Origin of the sequence: Yersinia sp. 2466 StPb PI, assembly GCF_041538325.1 — a bacterium.
GTDB classification, from domain to species: Bacteria; Pseudomonadota; Gammaproteobacteria; order Enterobacterales; family Enterobacteriaceae; genus Yersinia; species Yersinia enterocolitica_E.
Window position 1 is genome coordinate 3,787,957 of the sequence record NZ_JAULSL010000001.1, and the last position, 18,743, is coordinate 3,806,699.

Here is an 18,743-nt window from a genome sequence, read left to right on the forward strand (position 1 = left end):
CTTACAACCCATTTTGAAGGGAACAGGATGCAGCAACTACAGAACGTTATTGAAACCGCCTTCGAACGCCGTGCAGATATCACGCCGGCCAACGTTGATACCGTAACCCGCGAAGCGATTAACCACGTGATTGATCTGCTTGATACCGGTGCACTACGGGTGGCAGAAAAGATTGACGGCCAGTGGGTTACCCATCAATGGCTGAAGAAAGCGGTACTGCTGTCTTTCCGTATCAATGATAATCAGGTCATGGAAGGCGCAGAAACGCGTTACTACGACAAAGTACCAATGAAATTCGCCGGTTACGATGAAGCGCGGTTCCAACGTGAAGGCTTCCGTGTCGTACCACCAGCAACCGTACGTAAAGGCGCATTTATCGCTCGTAATACCGTACTGATGCCTTCTTATGTGAATATTGGCGCTTTCGTTGATGAAGGCACCATGGTCGATACCTGGGCAACTGTCGGTTCTTGCGCGCAAATTGGTAAGAATGTGCACTTGTCCGGTGGTGTCGGCATTGGTGGCGTGCTTGAGCCACTGCAAGCCAACCCAACCATCATTGAAGATAACTGCTTTGTCGGTGCGCGTTCAGAAGTGGTTGAAGGGGTTATCGTCGAAGAAGGTTCCGTTATCTCTATGGGCGTATTTATTGGGCAAAGCACCCGTATTTACGATCGTGAAACTGGTAAAATTCACTATGGCCGCGTTCCGGCCGGGTCTGTTGTCGTTTCCGGTAACCTGCCCTCGAAAGACGGTAGCTACAGCCTGTACTGTGCAGTTATCGTGAAGAAAGTTGACGCGAAAACCCGTGGAAAAGTCGGTATTAATGAGTTATTACGCACCATCGACTAAGATGAATATAGCGGGCTAATCACCCGCTATTTTTTTGCTTTGTGAAGTTATCGCCTGCAATCACATACTTTGGCGAAATTTACCGTCATAATCATAAACTGTGGAATATAAAATCAAAAAGGTGGCGCTATGTATGACAATCTGAAAAGCTTAGGAATCACACAACCAGAAGATGTCGATCGCTATAGCCTGCGTCAGGAGGCCAATAACGACATTCTGAAAATTTATTTCCGCAAAGATAAAGGCGAGTTTTTTGCTAAGAGTGTGAAATTCAAATATCCACGCCAACGCAAAACTGTAGTGGCGGATAACGCTGGACATGGTTACAAAGAAATCAATGAAATCAATCCTAATCTCCGTTACGTCATTGATGAGTTGGATCAACTGTGTAAGCGCGATCAGATTGAAGTGGATTTGAAACGCAAAATCCTGGATGACTTACGCCATTTAGAAAGCGTTGTCGCCAATAAGATTTCAGAAATTGAATCAGATTTAGAAAAGCTGACCAACGGCCGCTAAATCTAGCTGAACACGTATTGTGGCAGCACACTGCACGCCACAATACGTCATTGAGCAGAAGCTATGTTACTTAAGCAAGCGGCCCCATTTTTCTACCCACAACGCTGAAACCACTTCTGGCTCAGGGTGTTCCATCGCGTCAATATCCAGTCGTTCACCAATCCGGGTCGCCCCTTGCTCTTGCAGCAGTTCATCAAATGCTCGCCCTGCGCCGCAGAAATTATCATAACTGCTGTCACCTAGTGCAATGACGCCATAACGTAGCTCTGGCTGAAACCCTACCTGATCACGAACAGCGACGAACAGTGCTGCTATGCTGTCAGGGAAGTCGCCTTGTCCGGTAGTAGATGTGATAACCAGTGCATAATGTTGACGATAATACTGCCAGGCTTCTAAAGTCCCCTCTTCAAACAGTGTTACCTCATGCCCCTGCTCTTTCAGTATGTTTTCAGCTTCTTCCGCCACTAACAACGCATTACCGTAGACAGTGCCGACAAAAATCCCGACCTGAGCCATAAAAGATATTCCCTTTTAACCAGAAAAAATTATTCACTATCCTGACCTTCGGTCGCCGGAAACTCAACCCTTTCAAGATGAGGGGTAATACCCAACCAGCCAAAGTGTGACATCAAGCCTTGCCAGGATTCATCCCAACGCGCCGTAAGCGAAAGCACCTCACCAGTAACTGGATGATTCAATTGTAAATGGCTAGCGTGCAACATGAGCCGTGAGCAATCAAAGTGTTGGGCAATGCCTCTATTCTGACGCAAATCACCGTGGGCACTATCACCAATAATTGGGTGGCGTATATGTGCCATATGTCGCCGTAACTGATGCTTACGCCCTGTTTCCGGTTTCAGCTCCAATAAACTGAAGCGTGATGTGTCATAGCGCCCAATAGCAACAGGAACTTCCACTTGAGCCAAAGGCTGATAGTGGGTAACTGACGGTTGTGGTGCTTTATCTTGTTTGGAATGTTTATCCGCGATTTTATCCAGTTCTTCGCTCATCGCGTAATCAACCGTACCACCTTCCAGCACATAGCCACGAACCACCGCATGGTATATTTTCTGAATCTGGTGCTGTTCAAACTGCGCCGAAAGAGCACGGGCAACATCACTGGATAACGCCATCAGCAGCACACCTGATGTTGGGCGATCCAGACGGTGGACGGTATAAACATGCTGGCCAATCTGGTCGCGCACCGTTTGCATCACAAATACGGTTTCATTACTGTCCAACCAACTACGGTGAACCAGCCAACCGGCGGGTTTATTCACCGCAACTATATATTCATCTTGGTAAATTATTTCCAGCATTAGTTACTTTCTTTATTCAACAGATCATCGAGACACTGTAATTGTGCCAGCAGTATGGTGCAATCTGGCCGACTATCACCACTTAATGCCTCTTCAAAGTATGGCGTAATGGCGAAACGTGTCGGAAGTGGGTTATTCGATTCCAGCAATGCATACATTCGGGGAATCAGTACCCATTGCAACCACTGCTCGGCATCCATGGTATCGATACTGAAAGGCTCATTACTTTCGAAGGCTGCCGCTGGCGGTGGAACAACTTGCCAAAGATCAATTGCTCGCATGGCAAGCTCAATATCCCGTAAGTTCTGACGCACCTGATTTTCTATACTCATGATTATGCTCTCAACCAAAAAACAGCCATTCGCCGGGCTGGTCCAACGGCGGCCAAGCATACCATTGAAGAAGGCGATGCCCAAACTCACGCCATAGACAACAGAAGGATATTGGGCAAAATAAGCATAAAAAAAGGGGTACTGTTTTACCAGTACCCCTCAATTCGTTTCATAGCTATCCCGCTAAAAGTGATGCTCCCTGCTCAATCCATGAAAACTTTTCCGTGTGGTTATCCTAACCAGCAATCCGTCGCAGTGTCCTACACCATCCCGATGCTAATCCTGAGGTTATCCTAACCCACCATTCATCCTGAACCGGCTCTCAATCTCCATCCTGGAGGTGTCCTTTGTTCCATCCTGAAACATCCCTTCACTCGTCCTAAGCAGTCCCAGTGTTCTTCATCCTGAAGTGGTAGCATCCAGATACCGTCCTTCTCCGCCAGATCCTATCCGGCGATTAGAAGGATCGCTTAATCGACAAAGGGTGGCAAGGCACTGTAAGAATAATGATGCTGATACTTTTACATATAAAAAAATGAACGTTTATAACAAAATGATTTTATTGAAGATAAATTTGACACAAAAACTTTACAGTTAAAGAATAGAAGTGATGTCTCACAGCCGGTGTGAGAGATCTCGCACACCGACTTGACCAGAATAAACAATAACCACTCGCTTATTCAGGTAATACTGGACGCAATGCATCAAGAAAATGTATGAGAGTCGATGCCAGCAGGGTGCGCTTACTACTACCAAATTGCTCTAACACCACATTACCTGTGACATTGCACAATGAAGCCATTGTCATCTCTGACTCGGTGGTTGCTAAAAACAGCGTTGGCGAGAGTTTCAGCCTTTTTTGCGTGACCAGATGACCAATTAGATTCTCCTGTAAACGGATAAAATCATCTTCGCTCCACACTTGTAGCAGCGTAAAACGGTGATCACCTAAATCAGCCATCATGTCGCCAGCATATTGGCAGGTGTAAAACGCATGAATATCCGGGTGAAGCTGAATCTCCAACGCCCGTTCAATATTAGCCAATGTGGCATCGGCAACCGCTGGCTGTGGCAACCAAAATACCTGGCTGTCCTGAGTTTCCACGATGCAAGGTGAAGGAACACCATAAAGTTCTTCACTGGCGGGCAGATGCCCGGTCTGCTGCTGCCATAGATTGATATAACGTTGGGTAAAGCTATTCAGTGCCGTTGAAACATTCTGGTCCATTCTCGATTCTCAGTATCGCGGCGGCTTGCGCTGCATTTCTGAGTGTTACCCCAACTCAGAAATGCAGTTAAACGCGGCATAAATTGATAAACTAAAGCTATTGTACCTTTCTCTCATCATGGGAACAGCATGTCTTCATATCAAGACCATAAGGCTCTGGCGGAACTGACGCTGGGCAAACCAACCGCTTATCGCGATCACTATGACGTCACCTTGTTGCAAGCTGTGCCACGCAGCATGAACCGTGAACCTCTCGGTTTATATCCAGATAACCTGCCCTTTCATGGTGCAGATATCTGGACGCTCTATGAATTGTCTTGGCTAAACAGTAATGGCCTGCCACAAGTTGCCGTGGGTGAAATCAGCCTGAATGCGGATAGTACTAATCTGATTGAATCCAAAAGCTTTAAACTCTATCTCAACAGTTTTAACCAAACCGTGTTTGCTGATTGGGAAAGTGTTCGCGCCACATTGCAACGCGATTTGGCGGCCTGCGCTCAAGGTGATGTCAGTGTCACGCTATATCAACTCAATGAAATAACACATCAACCCATTGCCGATTTCTCGGGCGAATGTCTCGACCAACAGGATATTCGTATCAATAGCTATGAATTTAGCGCCGATTATCTGCAAGGGGCTACCACGGCCAACAGAGTAGAAGAGAGCCTGGTTAGCCATCTGCTCAAATCCAACTGCCTGATTACCCACCAGCCAGATTGGGGATCAGTACAAATCAGCTACAGTGGCCCACAGATTAACCGAGAGGCACTGCTACGCTATCTGGTCTCTTTCCGGCACCATAATGAATTTCACGAACAGTGTGTAGAGCGTATTTTCAACGACATAATGCGTTTTTGTCAGCCTGAAACACTGTCGGTCTATGCTCGTTATACCCGCCGTGGCGGACTGGATATCAACCCTTGGCGCTCCAATACTGATTTTTTTCCATCAACTGGCCGTATGGCCCGGCAATAAATATATGCGTACATGTACGCAACATTTAAGCACAACGCACGTTAGTATTGGCAAAAACCGAGGGACAACGTTAAGGTTAATTACCGTATCTTCACGCTATTTTTCAGTAGAGAAATCAGGGATAGATACTTAAAGATCTCTATGATATTCCACGGCAAAATAGAAAGCAGCATTCTGATATACCCAAAGTAATTGGTGTTGCTGGTAGGCAGCCAACACCCAGCAACGTTAAGTACGAAGGGTATACACGGACACTACCACCCTCCGGGGTGTAAAGGAGTAACTTTGATTACACATGTCAGCCCACTCGGCTCAATGGATCTGTTATCACAGCTCGAAGTGGATATGCTCAAACGTACAGCCAGCAGTGATCTGTACCGTTTATTCCGTAACTGCTCCTTGGCAGTTCTCAATTCAGGCAGCCTAACCGATAACAGCAAAGAGCTTTTATCGCGTTATGAAACTTTTGATATCAATGTATTGCGCCGTGAACGAGGTGTAAAACTCGAACTGGTAAATCCACCAGAACATGCTTTTGTTGATGGCAAAATTATTCGTTCATTACAGGCAAATCTGTTTGCGGTGTTACGCGATATTTTGTTTGTGAATGGTCAAATTGTTAGCGCTGGGCGTTTTCAACATCTCGATATGGAAAGCTCCAGCCATTTGACCAATCTGGTCTTTTCTATTTTACGTAATGCCCGAGCCCTCCATCTTGATGAAGACCCCAATATGATTGTGTGCTGGGGCGGCCATTCAATCAATGAAACTGAATACTTGTATGCCCGTAAAGTGGGGAGCCAACTGGGTTTACGAGAGTTAAATATTTGCACTGGCTGTGGGCCAGGAGCGATGGAAGCACCGATGAAGGGTGCCGCCGTTGGCCATGCCCAACAACGTTACAGAAATGGCCGTTTTATTGGTATGACTGAGCCTTCCATCATTGCAGCAGAGCCACCTAATCCGCTGGTCAATGAATTGATTATCATGCCGGATATTGAGAAACGGCTTGAAGCGTTCGTCCGCATCGCGCATGGCATCATTATTTTCCCAGGTGGCGTAGGGACAGCGGAAGAGTTGCTCTATCTGCTAGGCATATTAATGGATCCAGAGAACAGTGAGCAGGTACTGCCACTTATCTTAACCGGGCCAAAAGAGAGCGCGGATTATTTCCGAGTGGTGGATGAGTTCATCATGAACACTCTGGGTGATGGCGCGCGCAAATACTACAAGATAATTATCGATGACCCGGCTGAAGTCGCCCGTCAAATGAAGAAAGCGATGCCACTGGTGAAAGAAAACCGCCGTAATACGGGGGATGCTTATAGCTTCAACTGGTCTATCCGTATCAAGCCAGATTTACAGCATCCGTTTGAACCGAGTCATGAAAATATGGCGAATCTCAATCTGTCTCATAACCAGCCCCCTGAAGAACTGGCTGCGGCACTACGCCGTGCATTCTCAGGCATCGTTGCGGGTAACGTAAAAGAAGTGGGAATTCATGCCATCGAAGCCTATGGGCCTTATAAATTGCATGGCGATCCACAATTGATGAAACAAATGGATAGCTTACTGCAAGGATTTATTGCACAGCATCGAATGAAACTGCCTGGCACTGCTTATACCCCTTGCTACGAAATTTGCAGCTAAGCCTTAAATAGTAATACCTCACCGGGCAGCGCCAGCACTTAGTCGTGTGGCTGCCCGACATTAATCTGGCTTAATGACTATATAAGACAGGCTATGCAAATCCATCTTCTTATCGTTGATGCACTTAATCTGATTCGTCGCATCCATGCAGTACAAGGTTCACCTTGCATTAATGCCTGCCAGCATGCGTTGCAACAGCTTATTTCACATAGTTTACCCACCCACGCTGTCGCCGTGTTTGATGAGGATGATCGTTCCGATAGTTGGCGTCATCAATGCTTGCCTGATTACAAAGCTGGCCGCTCACCGATGCCGGACAACCTGCAACAAGAAATGCCGCAGATCCGTGAGGCGTTTAGTTCACTCGGGGTCGCTTGCTGGCATTCTCCTGGCAATGAAGCCGATGATCTGGCGGCAACTTTGGCGACCAAAATTGGTGGAGCCGGCCATCAAGTGACGATCGTTTCCACCGACAAAGGTTACTGCCAACTGTTAGCGCCAAATGTACAGATTCGCGATTACTTCCAAAAACGCTGGCTGGATATGCCATTTGTAAAACAAGAGTTTGGTGTATTGCCACACCAACTGCCTGACTATTGGGGGCTTGCGGGCATCAGCAGCAGCAAAATTCCAGGCGTCGCGGGGATAGGTGCCAAAACTGCCGCACTGCTATTGCAGCATGCCAGCAACCTTGAAGTGCTTTATCAAGATCTGGAATCAGTGCCGGAGAAATGGCGGAAGAAATTGCAGCAACACCAAGATATGGCATTTATCTGTAAGCAAATCGCTACACTGAAAACCGATTTGACATTAAGCGGTAATTTGCAACAACTTAGGTTACCTTAAAATTAAGGGGCCAAATGGCCCCTTGCGGATAACACGATACTCATATTCCAGTAATTGGAGCCACCGCTAAACCACTGCGGCTGCAAGTACCAAATATATATGACTATTGACGCTCATCCCGACGCCCCGGAACACCGGACCAAATACGACGCACATGCACCGTCACTTCTTCACGGTCATGATAGAGCTGTTTAGCTTGAATATGGGCATTGATACCGTTTTCTTTCAACTGTTCATCCATCATTTCCATATTTTCCAAAACGATTTCAAAACGTTTTTTCATCGGTAATTTCAAGTTGAAAATTGCCTCACGACACCAACCGTTTACCAACCACTTGATGATAAGTTGCGTCACTTTAGCCGGCTTTTCTACCATATCGCATACTAACCAATAGATATTGCTACGCGTTGGCTCATATTTAAAACCATCGACGCGATGATGGGTTACCTGTCCGGTATCCATCAGGCTTTGTGCCATCGCACCATTATCAATAGCCTGAACCATCATGCTGCGCTGCACTAATTGGTAGGTCCAACCACCGGGGCAAGCACCTAGATCAACTGCATGCATACCACTGGCCAAACGCTCCTCCCATTCATCCGCAGGGATAAACACATGAAAAGCTTCTTCCAGTTTTAAGGTTGAACGGCTTGGTGCGTCAGATGGGAACTTAAGACGGGGGATACCCATATAGAACGGCGAGTTATTATTGCTGTAAGAGTAGCCAACATAACAGCAGCCAGACGCGATAAAGAACACGTGTACCACTGGCCGATGAGGATTTTCACGGGCAGAAAGAATTTTTTGTTCCCGCATTGCGCTGCGTAAAGGTACCGTTAACTTACGGCAAAACTTAAGCAACTCTTTGCTTTCATTGGTATCAGGAACTTCAACACGTAACTCACCGGCTTTTTCAATAACACCGACTAACATCCCCACAATCGGTGAAACACGGTCTTCCGGCGGCAAATCTTTTAATAACTCACCCACCACCATCATCTGGCGGGCAAAAATCAACTCACGAAAAGGCACTTCACGAATCAAGCGATCGGCATCTTCCAACTGATAGCACTCAAACAGCACATAACCGCTGTTTTCTTTTACTCGAGCGAAACCAAAGATTTCAAGCTGTGCCGCTTTCGCGGTAATTTCTGCCGCACACTCTTTCTCAAAGCCAGAGCGGCAATATAAAGCAATTTTATTATTCATGGCGTTCTGCCCTTTTTCTTAGACGCAGCGCGCCAATCAACATCAAAATCCATCCCGCCAGAAAACATACGCCGCCGATTGGCGTGATATATACCCACAGTTTCAGGTGCGATAGAGCCAGGCAATATAAACTGCCGCTAAAGAGTAGCGTTCCGAGCGCTAACAAGGCACCACTCCAGTAAAACCAAATACTTACTTGCCGTTGCATCGCAACAGCTAACGCCAGAATCGCCAGCGTATGGAACCCTTGGTACTCCAGCCCAGTACGAACCCAGGCCATCTCATTCGGCCCCAGTGAGGCGCTCAATACATGAGCACCAAAGGCACCAAAAGCGACATAGAAAAAACCGCTCAGTGCGGCAAATATCAGCATTAAACGACCATTCATCGTCATTAACCTTAAATTAGATAGAGTTATACCCTTCGTACTCGACATTGCAGAAGTGCTAGCTGCGATTCCAATGACGTGGGTATATCGTTATATCGCCCGACAATAGCCCATTTTATCGTAGCGGGTTACCATCGTGAATGGGTTGTCATTACTACGCAGAATAGGGTGATTAATCAGTTCTCATAGCGAAAGCGTAACTTTTCTTGCTCGCTGGCAGCTCTTGCCAATATCCACTGACGAAAGGCGGCTATTTTACCTAGTTCTGCCTGACTGTCATGACAAACCAGATAAAAAGCATTTTTACTCACCAAAACATCATTAAACGGGCACACCAAGCGCCCTGCTTCAATCTCTGCCTGAGCCATGACGTTATTCACTAACGCAATACCTTGGCCGTGAACGGCAGCCTGAACCACCATCGCACTATGGCTGAATATCGGACCTTGTTGCACATTAATTTGAGGAACACCCAGTTGACGGGTATAGGCCATCCAATCCCGGCGGGAAGTATCATGCAACAACGTATGATTAGCCAGATCTGCCGGTACTTTTAATCCATGCTCACCCGTTAATAAAGTAGGCGCACAAACAGGAAGTAAGAATTCTGCATACAAACGCTCAGTACGCAAACCAGTCCAATTACCCCGGCCATAGAAAATAGCCACATCAACGTCATCAGCAAGTTTGTCCTCCTCCCGATCTACCGCCTGAATCCTGACATCGATCCCCGGATAAGCCGCATTAAATCCAGATAGACGAGGGACCAGCCATTGAATAGCAAAGCTAGGAGGGAGGCTTACAGTGAGCGCGCCTTTCGCGCTACGCGCCTGCAATTTACGAGTTGCTTCATTGATGGAGGTAAAAATCTCTTTAATATCGAGGTAGTAGCTTTGCCCCTCCTCAGTCAGTAACAGCGAGCGGTTACGACGGCGGAACAGTTTTAGCCCGAGAAAATCCTCCAGGGACTTTATCTGGTGACTAACAGCCGCTTGCGTGACAAATAATTCATCAGCAGCTTTAGTAAAACTCAAGTGGCGTGCGGCCGCATCGAAAACCCGCAAGGCGTTCAGGGGCGGTAATCGTTTTGACATGAATTGGATACTTTTTTATAACGGCTCATCCTTAGATGAAACCCTTTGTTTACTTATTAGTTTTTATAATCCGAGACATTATAAATTGTCCGTTGATGATGCGCCAGCAAATACCTATAGTGGCGGCACTTCCCAAGCCGGAACGAAAAGTAGGTTTAGTATCCAGGTACTGAAATGCTTTTGGCTTTGTGGTTGTGATGTTGTGTTTGCAAATGGTCTGGTAGTCCAGACATAGTAGCTAAGCTACTGTTTTTTTTCACTTCCTGTACATTTACCCTGTCTGTCCATAGTGATTTTATGCAGCACCGCTATTTTAGCGGTGCTTTTTTTTACCCTATTTTCAGCGCTTAAATTTAAACGCGACTTTGCATTGCACATAGTCAGAGCTTAAATTTAAGTTGTTGCAGAGGGTTTGATTGCCGTATTAGGCATCTTTTGAACGGTGACTTCGCGTTAAACTACTTACCCTCAGCCATTTCTTTTACTTCTGAACGGTTAATTTGCTGCTCGGTGCCGTTGGCATCGGTGTAGCTTATCATCCCAGTTTCATCATCTACTTTAGGTTTACCATCAGCAACGATAGTGCGACCATCATTGGTATGCATAACATAGTTGCTTGAACAGGCTGCTAAGGTAAAAGTGAGCATAAGTGCAGAAATTACGGCAGCTGTCTTTTTCATGGGTGACTCCTTGCAGATTAAAATGCTAAAAAACTCATTTTCATTACCAGACAAATGGTTATGTCCGTTACTATTTAGCATAACTCACTTATGACATATTTCCAGTGAACCGAGCCATTAGCGGGCAAATTATGAACAAAATGAGTCAAAATGAGACAGTTCCGAAGTAACCCAAAGGATGAGAACAACAGTATGAAAGCTTTTAATCCCACGGATTTTCGTCAGGAATTCCCGGCTATTAGTGATGAGATAACCTATCTGGACAGTGCGGCAACTGCGCTGAAACCCCGCGCCATGATTGAGGCGACACAACAGTTTTATCAGCAGGACTCCGCAACAGTACATCGCAGCCAACATCAATCAGCATTGTCATTGACGGTTCGTTTTGAGGAAACCCGCCAACAAGTGGCTGACTTTATCAATGCACCCGCAGCAGAAAATATCATTTGGACCAAAGGCACTACCGAAGCCATTAATTTAGTAGCACAAAGCTATGCCCGCCCTCGTCTGCAAACGGGTGATGAAATTATTGTCAGTGAAGCTGAACATCATGCCAACTTAATCCCCTGGCTTATGGTTGCAGAGCAGACAGGGGCCAGAATGGTTAAATTACCCATCGGCCTTGATCATCTCCCCGATTTACAGCAATTACCGCAATTGCTTAATGATAAAACACGCATATTGGCGCTGGGCCAAATGTCTAACGTCACGGGTGGTAGCCCCGAGTTAGCTCAGGCAATCGAACTTGCCCATCAATATAACTGTGTAGTGATGGTAGATGGGGCGCAAGGTGTTGTGCATAACCCGGCAGACGTTCAAGTGCTAGATATTGATTTTTACGCTTTCTCAGCCCACAAGCTTTATGGGCCGACCGGCATAGGCGTGCTGTACGGCAAGTCTGAATTACTCGACGAGATGCCAGCCTGGCACGGTGGCGGTAAAATGCTCACTCATGCTTCCTTCGGTGGATTTACGTCCCATGAGGTGCCATACCGTTTTGAGGCTGGTACGCCAAATATTGCTGGCGTCATTGGTTTCTCTGCCGTTCTTAGTTGGCTCGAACATATTGATCTGACAGAAGCAGAAACCTATAGCCAAGATTTAGCCACATTGGCAGAGAATAAACTGGCTAAATTACCGGGTTTTCGCAGCTTCCGTTGCCAGCAATCCAGTTTATTGGCGTTTACTTTCGATGGTGTGCACCATAGCGATTTAGTAACGTTATTGGCCGAACAGGGTATCGCACTGCGCGCCGGGCAACATTGCGCACAACCACTCATGGCAGCATTAGGGGTGAGTGGCAGCCTGCGTGCCTCATTCGCACCGTACAATACCGCGAACGATGTTGATATATTGTGTAACGCGATAGCTAAGGCTCTGGAACTATTGCAAGATTAAGAACTAACAGATAATAATTTCGCCCAATAACCACCGGTCTAATTGAGAAGATGATGATTGCCCCACACCCTTTTGGTCACGATATTACTGCTGCTAAACTGCTGGAGACATTCAGCGTTCATAAACAGTGGGAAGATCGTTATCGTCAGTTGATTTTGCTAGCAAAACAGCTTCCGTCATTACCGGAGCCACTAAAACAGAATGAACTGGAGCTAACTGGATGTGAAAATCGAGTGTGGCTGGGGCATCAACGCCTGCCGGATGGTAGCTTACATTTTTATGGTGATAGCGAAGGCCGCATTGTTCGTGGATTACTGGCGGTTATTTTAACTGCGGTGGAGGGGAAAACCCCACAGCAGGTATTAGCAGAAGACCCATTGGCGCTGTTTGAGCAGTTAGGGCTACGCCAGCAGCTAAGCACCTCGCGCGCCAGCGGTTTACTGGCGCTGGCACAAGGTGTAAAGGCTATCGCCGCCCAATATATAGAGTAGGGGTTATTTCACCTGACGGGCTGCTTTCGCCATCATTTTTTTCAATGCATGGGACACAGCAACAAAACCAAAGGTCGCAGTAACCATGGTTACCGAGCCAAAACCTGAAGTACAGTCCATTTTTTTAGGTCCTTCCGCTGTGCTGCGCGAAGCACAAACTGATCCATCAGCCTGGGGATAAACCAGTGGTTCGCTGGAAAAAACACAGTCGATCCCCAGTTTACCTTTGCTGTTTTTCACCACATTAAAGTCACTTTTCAACCTTTCACGTAGCTTAGCCGCCAGCGGATCCTGAATAGTTTTTGCCAGATCGACTACCTCAATACGTGTTGGATCGAACTTCCCACCTGCACCACCGGTGGTGACTACTGGGATTTTATAGCGGCGACAATAAGAGAGTAGTGCCGCCTTAGGCCGTACACTATCAATTGCATCAATGACATAGCTAAAATTGTTATTTAAAAGCTCCGCGACATTATCCGCAGTAATAAAATCATCAATACACGTCACGCGGCATTCAGGATTGATAGCCAGAATACGTTCCGCCATCACTTCGGTTTTAGCTTGGCCGACATTGTGCCGTAAGGCATGGATCTGACGATTAGTATTGGTTACGCAAACATCATCCATATCAATCAACGTAATCGCGCCGATACCAGTGCGCGCCAGCGCTTCCGCTGCCCATGAGCCGACACCGCCAATACCAATGACACAGATATGCGCCTGCGAAAACAGTTCCAGCGCCTGCTGACCATATAGACGCGCTATGCCACCAAACCGCTGTTGGTAAGCTTCGGAAAAGGCTGTGTTCATCAATGTGTTACCTTAATTGCTTCGAAATGACGTTAATAATATCGATGATATGAAGACAAAAGCGGCCAATTGGCCGCCTGATAAAGAGTGAAACCGACCGTATACCGGCAATTGTAGGTAATAAGGAAGCTTACTGACCCTGATTATTTACCAGTAATGATGAACCATTACCCGCTGGCGCGACTGTTTTGCCACCTTGATAAGCGGTAAATAGCGGTCCGCTGCTTTGGGCATTTTTCAGTACCCAAACCCGACCATAATGATTGTAGTACCCAGCAGCCTGCCCAGCTTCATGGCCAATCCCCTGATAGATATCAAAGTGCTGACCTTTAATCGCACCACCAACATCCAATGCCACCATCAGGCGCATCTGATATTGACCCGTGAATTTGCCCTGATTATCCAGCAAAGGCACTTCAGCTAGTAATGTGGTGCCTGGCGGAATCAAGGAACGATCAGATGCAACTGACGCTTTGGCAATCAATGGAACCGCACTGGCCCCTTTCACCGGCGCGTACATTTCTGGTTTAAAGAACACAAAGGACGGATTCTGCTCTAAAAGCTCTCTGACCTCAGCTTCACTATGGGTTTCAGCCCAGTGGCGGATGGCTTGCATCGACATATCTGCTTTAGCGACTTCGCTACGATCAATCAGCACTTTGCCAATACTACGGTAAGCATGGCCATTTTTACCTGCATAACCGAAGAAGGTCAGTGGTCGCCCATCGCCATAATCAACATAGCCGCTGCCCTGTACTTCCATCATAAAGTTATCCACCAGCGAATTGGTGTATGCGATAACTAAACTGCGGTTATCCAATGCACCTGCATAGATAGCAGCGCGATCGGGTAAACGGCGCTTTCCTTTAGCGGGCATCCGATAAAGTGGGTGGCGGAATTCACCTTGTGGCGTATAACGGGCCTGAAGCACCGGAGTGTAGTAGCCAGTAAACTGTACGTTACCGAAATTATCGACCCCCTCCATCTGATAGGCATTCAAACCAAATAAACTTAGCTTGCTGGTATCGGCCCCTGCCAACATCCAGTTTTCGACCGCATTGAATGTATTACTATTGCGGTTATAGAGACCCGGTGAAGATTGGTTAATCACTTTCACCTGATCAGAATAATCTTTTGCGTTAACTGGCTTACCTGTTGCATTTGGTTCATTCACCAGTTCCAGTGATTGCTCCAGACGCCCATCCTTATATTGCTGCCCACGATCGGTTGGCCGCGATTGGCACCCCGCCAGAACAGCAATCATTATTCCACTTAGTAGGTATTTGCCCCAACGACTTGTCATTTCACGCCTTCTTTTACTCATTTTATCTACTGGCGAACGATAACAAACGCCTATAGATAAAGGAATCGGCAGGTGGAAAAAAATCCTCCTGACCCCGTTATGGGGAAAAAGGAAACAGATAGTTGATAAATTAATCGAAAAAACCTATTTACCCTAATTAAGTGGCAAAAATACTTGCAACAGATCTCATCCAGAGTATAGTGCGCTCAATCGGACGCGGGGTGGAGCAGCCTGGTAGCTCGTCGGGCTCATAACCCGAAGGTCGTCGGTTCAAATCCGGCCCCCGCAACCAACCGATACTGGCTACCAGCAGTATCAAATGTCGTTCGATAGTCTTGAAAGTTAAGACGAATTAGGTAGAATAGTAGTGAGAAGCAAATAAAGTGTAGTGACGGACGCGGGGTGGAGCAGCCTGGTAGCTCGTCGGGCTCATAACCCGAAGGTCGTCGGTTCAAATCCGGCCCCCGCAACCAATTACACGACTAAGTAGTAAGATAGAAAATAGTATTAAGACGGACGCGGGGTGGAGCAGCCTGGTAGCTCGTCGGGCTCATAACCCGAAGGTCGTCGGTTCAAATCCGGCCCCCGCAACCAATTCTTAATCATTTTCATATCAACATCAGACACCCTCAAGGGTGTTTTTTTGTTTCTGGCTTTATACCCGTCATACTTCAAACCGCATGTGTGTTGGTTGCTTTCGTTCACCCGAATAATTGACTAACGTCAACTCAGCGGGATTATCTCAGTTGCCGCCTTCCTGCAACTCGAATTATTTAGGGTATATATCTCAATCAATAACAATGCCCTACGCGTTAAAGTCGGGCCATCGCCCCACCATTAGCAAAATAGGCTTTGATGCCAGCAAAAATAGATTCTGCGACTTGTTGCTGAAAACGGCTGGTACGTAGTTTGCGCTCTTCTTCCAGATTACTGATAAATGCTGTTTCAACCAAAATTGAAGGAATATCAGGTGCTTTCAATACAGCAAACCCCGCCTGATCGACACGGTTCTTATGCAGCGTATTAATCTTCCCCATGCGATTCAGCACTTCTTTACCAAACTTCAGGCTGTCATTAATCGTCGCCGTTTGCAGTAAATCAATCATGGTATGGTCCAGATAGCGATCACCACTTTTGCTAACCCCCCCAATCTGGTCGGCCTCATTCTGTGTCTGGGCCAGGAAACGCGCGGCGGTACTGGTTGCGCCCTTGGTTGATAGCGCAAAAACGGAGGAACCTCTGGCCGCCTGACTGGTAAATGCATCCGCATGAATTGAAATGAATAAATCTGCCCGCAGTTTGCGCGCCTTCGCTACCCGCACTTTCAACGGGATAAAAACATCTTCATTACGGGTCATAAACACCCGCATATTGGCTTCTTTTTGAATTAACGCCCGTAACCGACGGGCAATTTGTAGCACGATGTCTTTTTCACGGGTTTTATTTCTACCAATAGCACCGGGATCTTCTCCGCCGTGACCAGGATCCAGCATGATAACTATCGGTCTATCGCGCCCTGCTTTGCCTGCTTTTGGTGTCTCTGCGGGTAAGCTACGCTCCACGTCGCCTTTATTATAATCTTCCAATAATGCCAACAATGGATCGTCCTCAGCAGAGTTGTTGCCCTGAGCGGGATATAAATCCACCACTAAACGATTTCGAAATTCAGCAAAAGGTTTTAGAGTAAATAGCTGGGGGCTGATGCTCTGCTTCAACTCCAAAACCAAACGGACGGTATTTTTATCAAACTGCCCTACTCGGGCTTGCTTCAGATAAGGGTCACCGGACTGAACCTGATTAGTTATCTGTTTCAGGACGCTATTTAAATGTACCCCTTCAATATCAACCACAATACGATCAGGATTGGTAAGAGCGAACTGACGATACTTCAGCGGAGTATTGGATTCCAGCGTGACTCGGGTATAGGTTGAAGAGGGCCAAACCCGGACTGCAATAATATGTGAGGAAGCAGCAAATCCAACTCGACTAACACTCAGCATCCAGGCGCTCGCAGCACCTTGCAACAGACGACGACGCCCAGGATTATGATTTGAATCTGCCATGTAACTCCAAAGTAACTACCAAAATATGAATAAAAAGCGCACAAAAAAATTTATGTGCAAAAACTTTAACGAATCAATCCCACGCTGTCATTAGAAAAACATTTTTATGTTATTCAATTTATTAATACAGATACGCCATACATATGCATTTGATAGTAATTTGGTGCTTGCCATCTTGGTCAAAAAAGAATAAAAATACAAAAATACCGAATAAAAATTCAAAGAGGGTCTGCCGTGAAGGAACGTAGTACTGAACTGGTCCAGGGATTTCGCCACTCAGTTCCCTATATCAACGCGCACCGTGGCAAGACATTCGTTGTCATGTTGGGTGGCGAGGCGATTGAGCATGAAAACTTCGCGAATATCGTCAATGATATCGGTTTGTTGCATAGCCTTGGGATCAGGTTGGTCGTGGTATACGGTGCGCGCCCACAGATCGACAGCAATTTGGCACAGCATCATTACGAACCTATTTATCACAAGCATACCAGGGTAACAGATGCCCGAACTCTGGAAATGGTGAAACAAGCAGCCGGCCTATTGCAGTTGGATATCACTGCAAGACTATCAATGAGTCTCAATAATACCCCGCTACAAGGCGCACATATTAATGTAGTCAGTGGCAACTTCATTATTGCTCAGCCGCTGGGGGTGGATGATGGTGTGGATTATTGTCATAGCGGGCGTATTCGTCGTATCGATGAAGAGGCAATTCACCGTCAATTAGATAATGGCGCAATCGTGTTACTAGGCCCGGTTGCTGTATCGGTGACCGGCGAGAGCTTTAATCTCACATCAGAAGAAGTTGCCACCCAGTTAGCTATCAAACTGAAAGCAGAAAAGATGATCGGTTTCTGTTCATCCCAAGGGGTGACTGACAGTGAAGGTGACATTATTTCAGAGCTGTTCCCAAATGATGCTCAAAAACGGATTGAAGATCTGGAACAAGAGGGTGATTACAACTCCGGTACGGTACGCTTCCTACGTGGTGCAGTGAAAGCTTGCCGTAGCGGTGTGCGCCGGAGCCATTTACTGAGTTATCAGGAGGATGGAGCGCTAGTCCAAGAGCTATTCTCCCGCGATGGTATCGGTACTCAGATTGTTATGGAGAGTGCTGAACAAGTGCGCCGCGCTACCATCAATGATATTGGTGGCATACTTGAATTGATTCGCCCGCTGGAACAACAAGGCATTCTGGTGCGTCGTTCGCGGGAACAGCTTGAAATGGAAATCGACAAATTCACGATTATTGAACGGGATAATTTGACGATTGCCTGTGCAGCGCTCTATCCGTTCCCTGAAGAACAAATAGGTGAGATGGCCTGCGTGGCAGTACATCCTGACTATCGCAGCTCTTCTCGGGGAGAAATGCTATTAAAGCGCGTTGCTAATCAAGCGCGACAGATGGGGCTTAAAAAATTGTTTGTACTCACCACCCGCAGTATTCACTGGTTCCAAGAACGCGGTTTTACACCTGCCGAAGTAGAGGTTTTACCGATTCAGAAGCAGGAACTGTATAACTATCAGCGGCGCTCAAAGATTCTGTTGGCTGATTTATAGCCGTATTGATTATAAATATTGC

General features: G+C 46.7%; 19 protein-coding genes and 3 tRNA genes. 11 read left to right on the top strand and 11 right to left on the bottom strand.

All coding sequences use genetic code 11. The features are described 5' to 3' along the window. Positions 1–27 precede the first annotated feature (27 nt). Entirely contained in the window at positions 28–852 is an 825-nt protein-coding gene (gene dapD, locus Q2T72_RS17230; protein ID WP_372569537.1) for a 2,3,4,5-tetrahydropyridine-2,6-dicarboxylate N-succinyltransferase, read from the top strand. 129 nt (positions 853–981) lie between these two features. Next, positions 982–1,371, top strand: coding sequence for a DUF3461 family protein (locus tag Q2T72_RS17235; protein ID WP_004706707.1), 390 nt, complete (start codon positions 982–984; stop codon positions 1,369–1,371). 66 nt (positions 1,372–1,437) lie between these two features. Here Q2T72_RS17235 and Q2T72_RS17240 read toward each other — a convergent pair whose 3' ends face one another. The 4 genes from Q2T72_RS17240 to syd form a co-directional block, all read right to left on the bottom strand. Then, entirely contained in the window at positions 1,438–1,887 is a 450-nt protein-coding gene (locus tag Q2T72_RS17240) for a flavodoxin (RefSeq protein ID WP_083162913.1), read from the bottom strand. A 29-nt stretch (positions 1,888–1,916) separates the two neighbouring features. Beyond that, the gene (gene truC / locus Q2T72_RS17245; protein ID WP_372569538.1) at positions 1,917–2,690 is read right to left on the bottom strand and encodes a tRNA pseudouridine(65) synthase TruC; all 774 of its coding nucleotides are present in this window, start codon (positions 2,688–2,690) and stop codon (positions 1,917–1,919) included. Continuing rightward, a complete protein-coding gene (locus Q2T72_RS17250; RefSeq protein WP_083164106.1) occupies positions 2,690–3,022 on the bottom strand; it encodes a YqcC family protein in 333 nt (110 codons plus the stop codon). The genes truC and Q2T72_RS17250 overlap by 1 nt, the downstream gene beginning before the upstream one ends. Positions 3,023–3,698: 676 nt before the next feature. After that, a complete protein-coding gene (gene syd / locus Q2T72_RS17255; protein WP_083162908.1) occupies positions 3,699–4,250 on the bottom strand; it encodes a SecY-interacting protein in 552 nt (183 codons plus the stop codon). A 129-nt stretch (positions 4,251–4,379) separates the two neighbouring features. Between syd and queF the strand changes: the two genes are divergently transcribed. The 3 genes from queF (at position 4,380) to xni (ending at position 7,721) form a co-directional block, all read left to right on the top strand. Next, entirely contained in the window at positions 4,380–5,225 is an 846-nt protein-coding gene (gene queF, locus Q2T72_RS17260; RefSeq protein WP_372569539.1) for an NADPH-dependent 7-cyano-7-deazaguanine reductase QueF, read from the top strand. Positions 5,226–5,510: 285 nt separating this feature from the next. Continuing rightward, positions 5,511–6,875, top strand: a complete 1,365-nt coding sequence (ppnN, locus tag Q2T72_RS17265) for a nucleotide 5'-monophosphate nucleosidase PpnN (RefSeq protein ID WP_083162904.1) — start codon at positions 5,511–5,513, stop codon at positions 6,873–6,875. Positions 6,876–6,968: 93 nt separating this feature from the next. Then, entirely contained in the window at positions 6,969–7,721 is a 753-nt protein-coding gene (gene xni, locus Q2T72_RS17270) for a flap endonuclease Xni (protein WP_083162902.1), read from the top strand. Between the two features lie 103 nt (positions 7,722–7,824). Here the strand turns inward: xni and rlmM are convergent, their stop codons facing one another. From rlmM to Q2T72_RS17290, 4 genes are all read right to left on the bottom strand, one after another. Further along, complete coding sequence (gene rlmM / locus Q2T72_RS17275) at positions 7,825–8,931, bottom strand: 23S rRNA (cytidine(2498)-2'-O)-methyltransferase RlmM (protein ID WP_083162900.1); 1,107 nt, start codon at positions 8,929–8,931, stop codon at positions 7,825–7,827. Next, positions 8,924–9,319: a DUF423 domain-containing protein gene (locus Q2T72_RS17280; protein ID WP_083162898.1), complete on the bottom strand. Its 396-nt coding sequence runs from the start codon at positions 9,317–9,319 to the stop codon at positions 8,924–8,926. The genes rlmM and Q2T72_RS17280 overlap by 8 nt, the downstream gene beginning before the upstream one ends. Before the next feature lie 176 nt (positions 9,320–9,495). Continuing rightward, positions 9,496–10,413: a transcriptional regulator GcvA gene (locus Q2T72_RS17285; protein WP_083162896.1), complete on the bottom strand. Its 918-nt coding sequence runs from the start codon at positions 10,411–10,413 to the stop codon at positions 9,496–9,498. Between the two features lie 458 nt (positions 10,414–10,871). Continuing rightward, positions 10,872–11,093, bottom strand: a complete 222-nt coding sequence (locus Q2T72_RS17290; RefSeq protein WP_005166349.1) for a YgdI/YgdR family lipoprotein — start codon at positions 11,091–11,093, stop codon at positions 10,872–10,874. A gap of 192 nt (positions 11,094–11,285) precedes the next feature. Here Q2T72_RS17290 and csdA point away from each other — a divergent pair, with 192 nt between their 5' ends. After that, positions 11,286–12,491 (top strand): cysteine desulfurase CsdA, encoded by a 1,206-nt coding sequence (gene csdA / locus Q2T72_RS17295; RefSeq protein WP_193784868.1) that lies wholly within the window; start codon positions 11,286–11,288, stop codon positions 12,489–12,491. Between the two features lie 50 nt (positions 12,492–12,541). Continuing rightward, on the top strand, positions 12,542–12,982 hold the full coding sequence (gene csdE, locus Q2T72_RS17300) for a cysteine desulfurase sulfur acceptor subunit CsdE (RefSeq protein ID WP_083162892.1): 441 nt from the start codon (positions 12,542–12,544) through the stop codon (positions 12,980–12,982). A gap of 3 nt (positions 12,983–12,985) precedes the next feature. Here the strand turns inward: csdE and tcdA are convergent, their stop codons facing one another. Together tcdA and mltA are read right to left on the bottom strand one after the other, a co-directional pair. After that, positions 12,986–13,795 (bottom strand): tRNA cyclic N6-threonylcarbamoyladenosine(37) synthase TcdA, encoded by an 810-nt coding sequence (gene tcdA, locus Q2T72_RS17305; protein WP_372569540.1) that lies wholly within the window; start codon positions 13,793–13,795, stop codon positions 12,986–12,988. 130 nt (positions 13,796–13,925) lie between these two features. Further along, positions 13,926–15,098 carry a murein transglycosylase A gene (mltA, locus tag Q2T72_RS17310; RefSeq protein ID WP_372569541.1) on the bottom strand — a complete coding sequence of 391 codons (1,173 nt, stop codon included), beginning with the start codon at positions 15,096–15,098 and terminating at the stop codon, positions 13,926–13,928. A gap of 215 nt (positions 15,099–15,313) precedes the next feature. On the opposite strand from mltA, the gene Q2T72_RS17315 reads away from it, so the two are divergent. The 3 genes from Q2T72_RS17315 (at position 15,314) to Q2T72_RS17325 (ending at position 15,692) form a co-directional block, all read left to right on the top strand. Beyond that, positions 15,314–15,390, top strand: a tRNA-Met gene (locus Q2T72_RS17315). A 104-nt stretch (positions 15,391–15,494) separates the two neighbouring features. After that, a tRNA-Met gene (locus tag Q2T72_RS17320) sits at positions 15,495–15,571 on the top strand. A gap of 44 nt (positions 15,572–15,615) precedes the next feature. Then, positions 15,616–15,692 (top strand) — tRNA-Met (locus tag Q2T72_RS17325). 218 nt (positions 15,693–15,910) lie between these two features. Here the strand turns inward: Q2T72_RS17325 and amiC are convergent. Beyond that, entirely contained in the window at positions 15,911–17,161 is a 1,251-nt protein-coding gene (amiC, locus tag Q2T72_RS17330; protein ID WP_102970539.1) for an N-acetylmuramoyl-L-alanine amidase AmiC, read from the bottom strand. A gap of 234 nt (positions 17,162–17,395) precedes the next feature. On the opposite strand from amiC, the gene argA reads away from it, so the two are divergent. Further along, the gene (gene argA / locus Q2T72_RS17335) at positions 17,396–18,721 is read left to right on the top strand and encodes an amino-acid N-acetyltransferase (RefSeq protein ID WP_083162886.1); all 1,326 of its coding nucleotides are present in this window, start codon (positions 17,396–17,398) and stop codon (positions 18,719–18,721) included. Positions 18,722–18,743: the final 22 nt, after the last annotated feature.

Bases quoted from the DNA above. Each gene is read 5' to 3' on its own strand.
- dapD (WP_372569537.1), top strand. From the start codon at position 28: ATGCAGCAACTACAGAACGTTATTGAAACCGCCTTCGAACGCCGTGCA.
- Q2T72_RS17235 (WP_004706707.1), top strand. From the start codon at position 982: ATGTATGACAATCTGAAAAGCTTAGGAATCACACAACCAGAAGATGTC.
- Q2T72_RS17240 (WP_083162913.1), bottom strand. From the start codon at position 1,887: ATGGCTCAGGTCGGGATTTTTGTCGGCACTGTCTACGGTAATGCGTTG.
- truC (WP_372569538.1), bottom strand. From the start codon at position 2,690: ATGCTGGAAATAATTTACCAAGATGAATATATAGTTGCGGTGAATAAA.
- Q2T72_RS17250 (WP_083164106.1), bottom strand. From the start codon at position 3,022: ATGAGTATAGAAAATCAGGTGCGTCAGAACTTACGGGATATTGAGCTT.
- syd (WP_083162908.1), bottom strand. From the start codon at position 4,250: ATGGACCAGAATGTTTCAACGGCACTGAATAGCTTTACCCAACGTTAT.
- queF (WP_372569539.1), top strand. From the start codon at position 4,380: ATGTCTTCATATCAAGACCATAAGGCTCTGGCGGAACTGACGCTGGGC.
- xni (WP_083162902.1), top strand. From the start codon at position 6,969: ATGCAAATCCATCTTCTTATCGTTGATGCACTTAATCTGATTCGTCGC.
- rlmM (WP_083162900.1), bottom strand. From the start codon at position 8,931: ATGAATAATAAAATTGCTTTATATTGCCGCTCTGGCTTTGAGAAAGAG.
- Q2T72_RS17280 (WP_083162898.1), bottom strand. From the start codon at position 9,319: ATGAATGGTCGTTTAATGCTGATATTTGCCGCACTGAGCGGTTTTTTC.
- Q2T72_RS17285 (WP_083162896.1), bottom strand. From the start codon at position 10,413: ATGTCAAAACGATTACCGCCCCTGAACGCCTTGCGGGTTTTCGATGCG.
- Q2T72_RS17290 (WP_005166349.1), bottom strand. From the start codon at position 11,093: ATGAAAAAGACAGCTGCCGTAATTTCTGCACTTATGCTCACTTTTACC.
- csdA (WP_193784868.1), top strand. From the start codon at position 11,286: ATGAAAGCTTTTAATCCCACGGATTTTCGTCAGGAATTCCCGGCTATT.
- csdE (WP_083162892.1), top strand. From the start codon at position 12,542: ATGATGATTGCCCCACACCCTTTTGGTCACGATATTACTGCTGCTAAA.
- tcdA (WP_372569540.1), bottom strand. From the start codon at position 13,795: ATGAACACAGCCTTTTCCGAAGCTTACCAACAGCGGTTTGGTGGCATA.
- mltA (WP_372569541.1), bottom strand. From the start codon at position 15,098: ATGACAAGTCGTTGGGGCAAATACCTACTAAGTGGAATAATGATTGCT.
- amiC (WP_102970539.1), bottom strand. From the start codon at position 17,161: ATGGCAGATTCAAATCATAATCCTGGGCGTCGTCGTCTGTTGCAAGGT.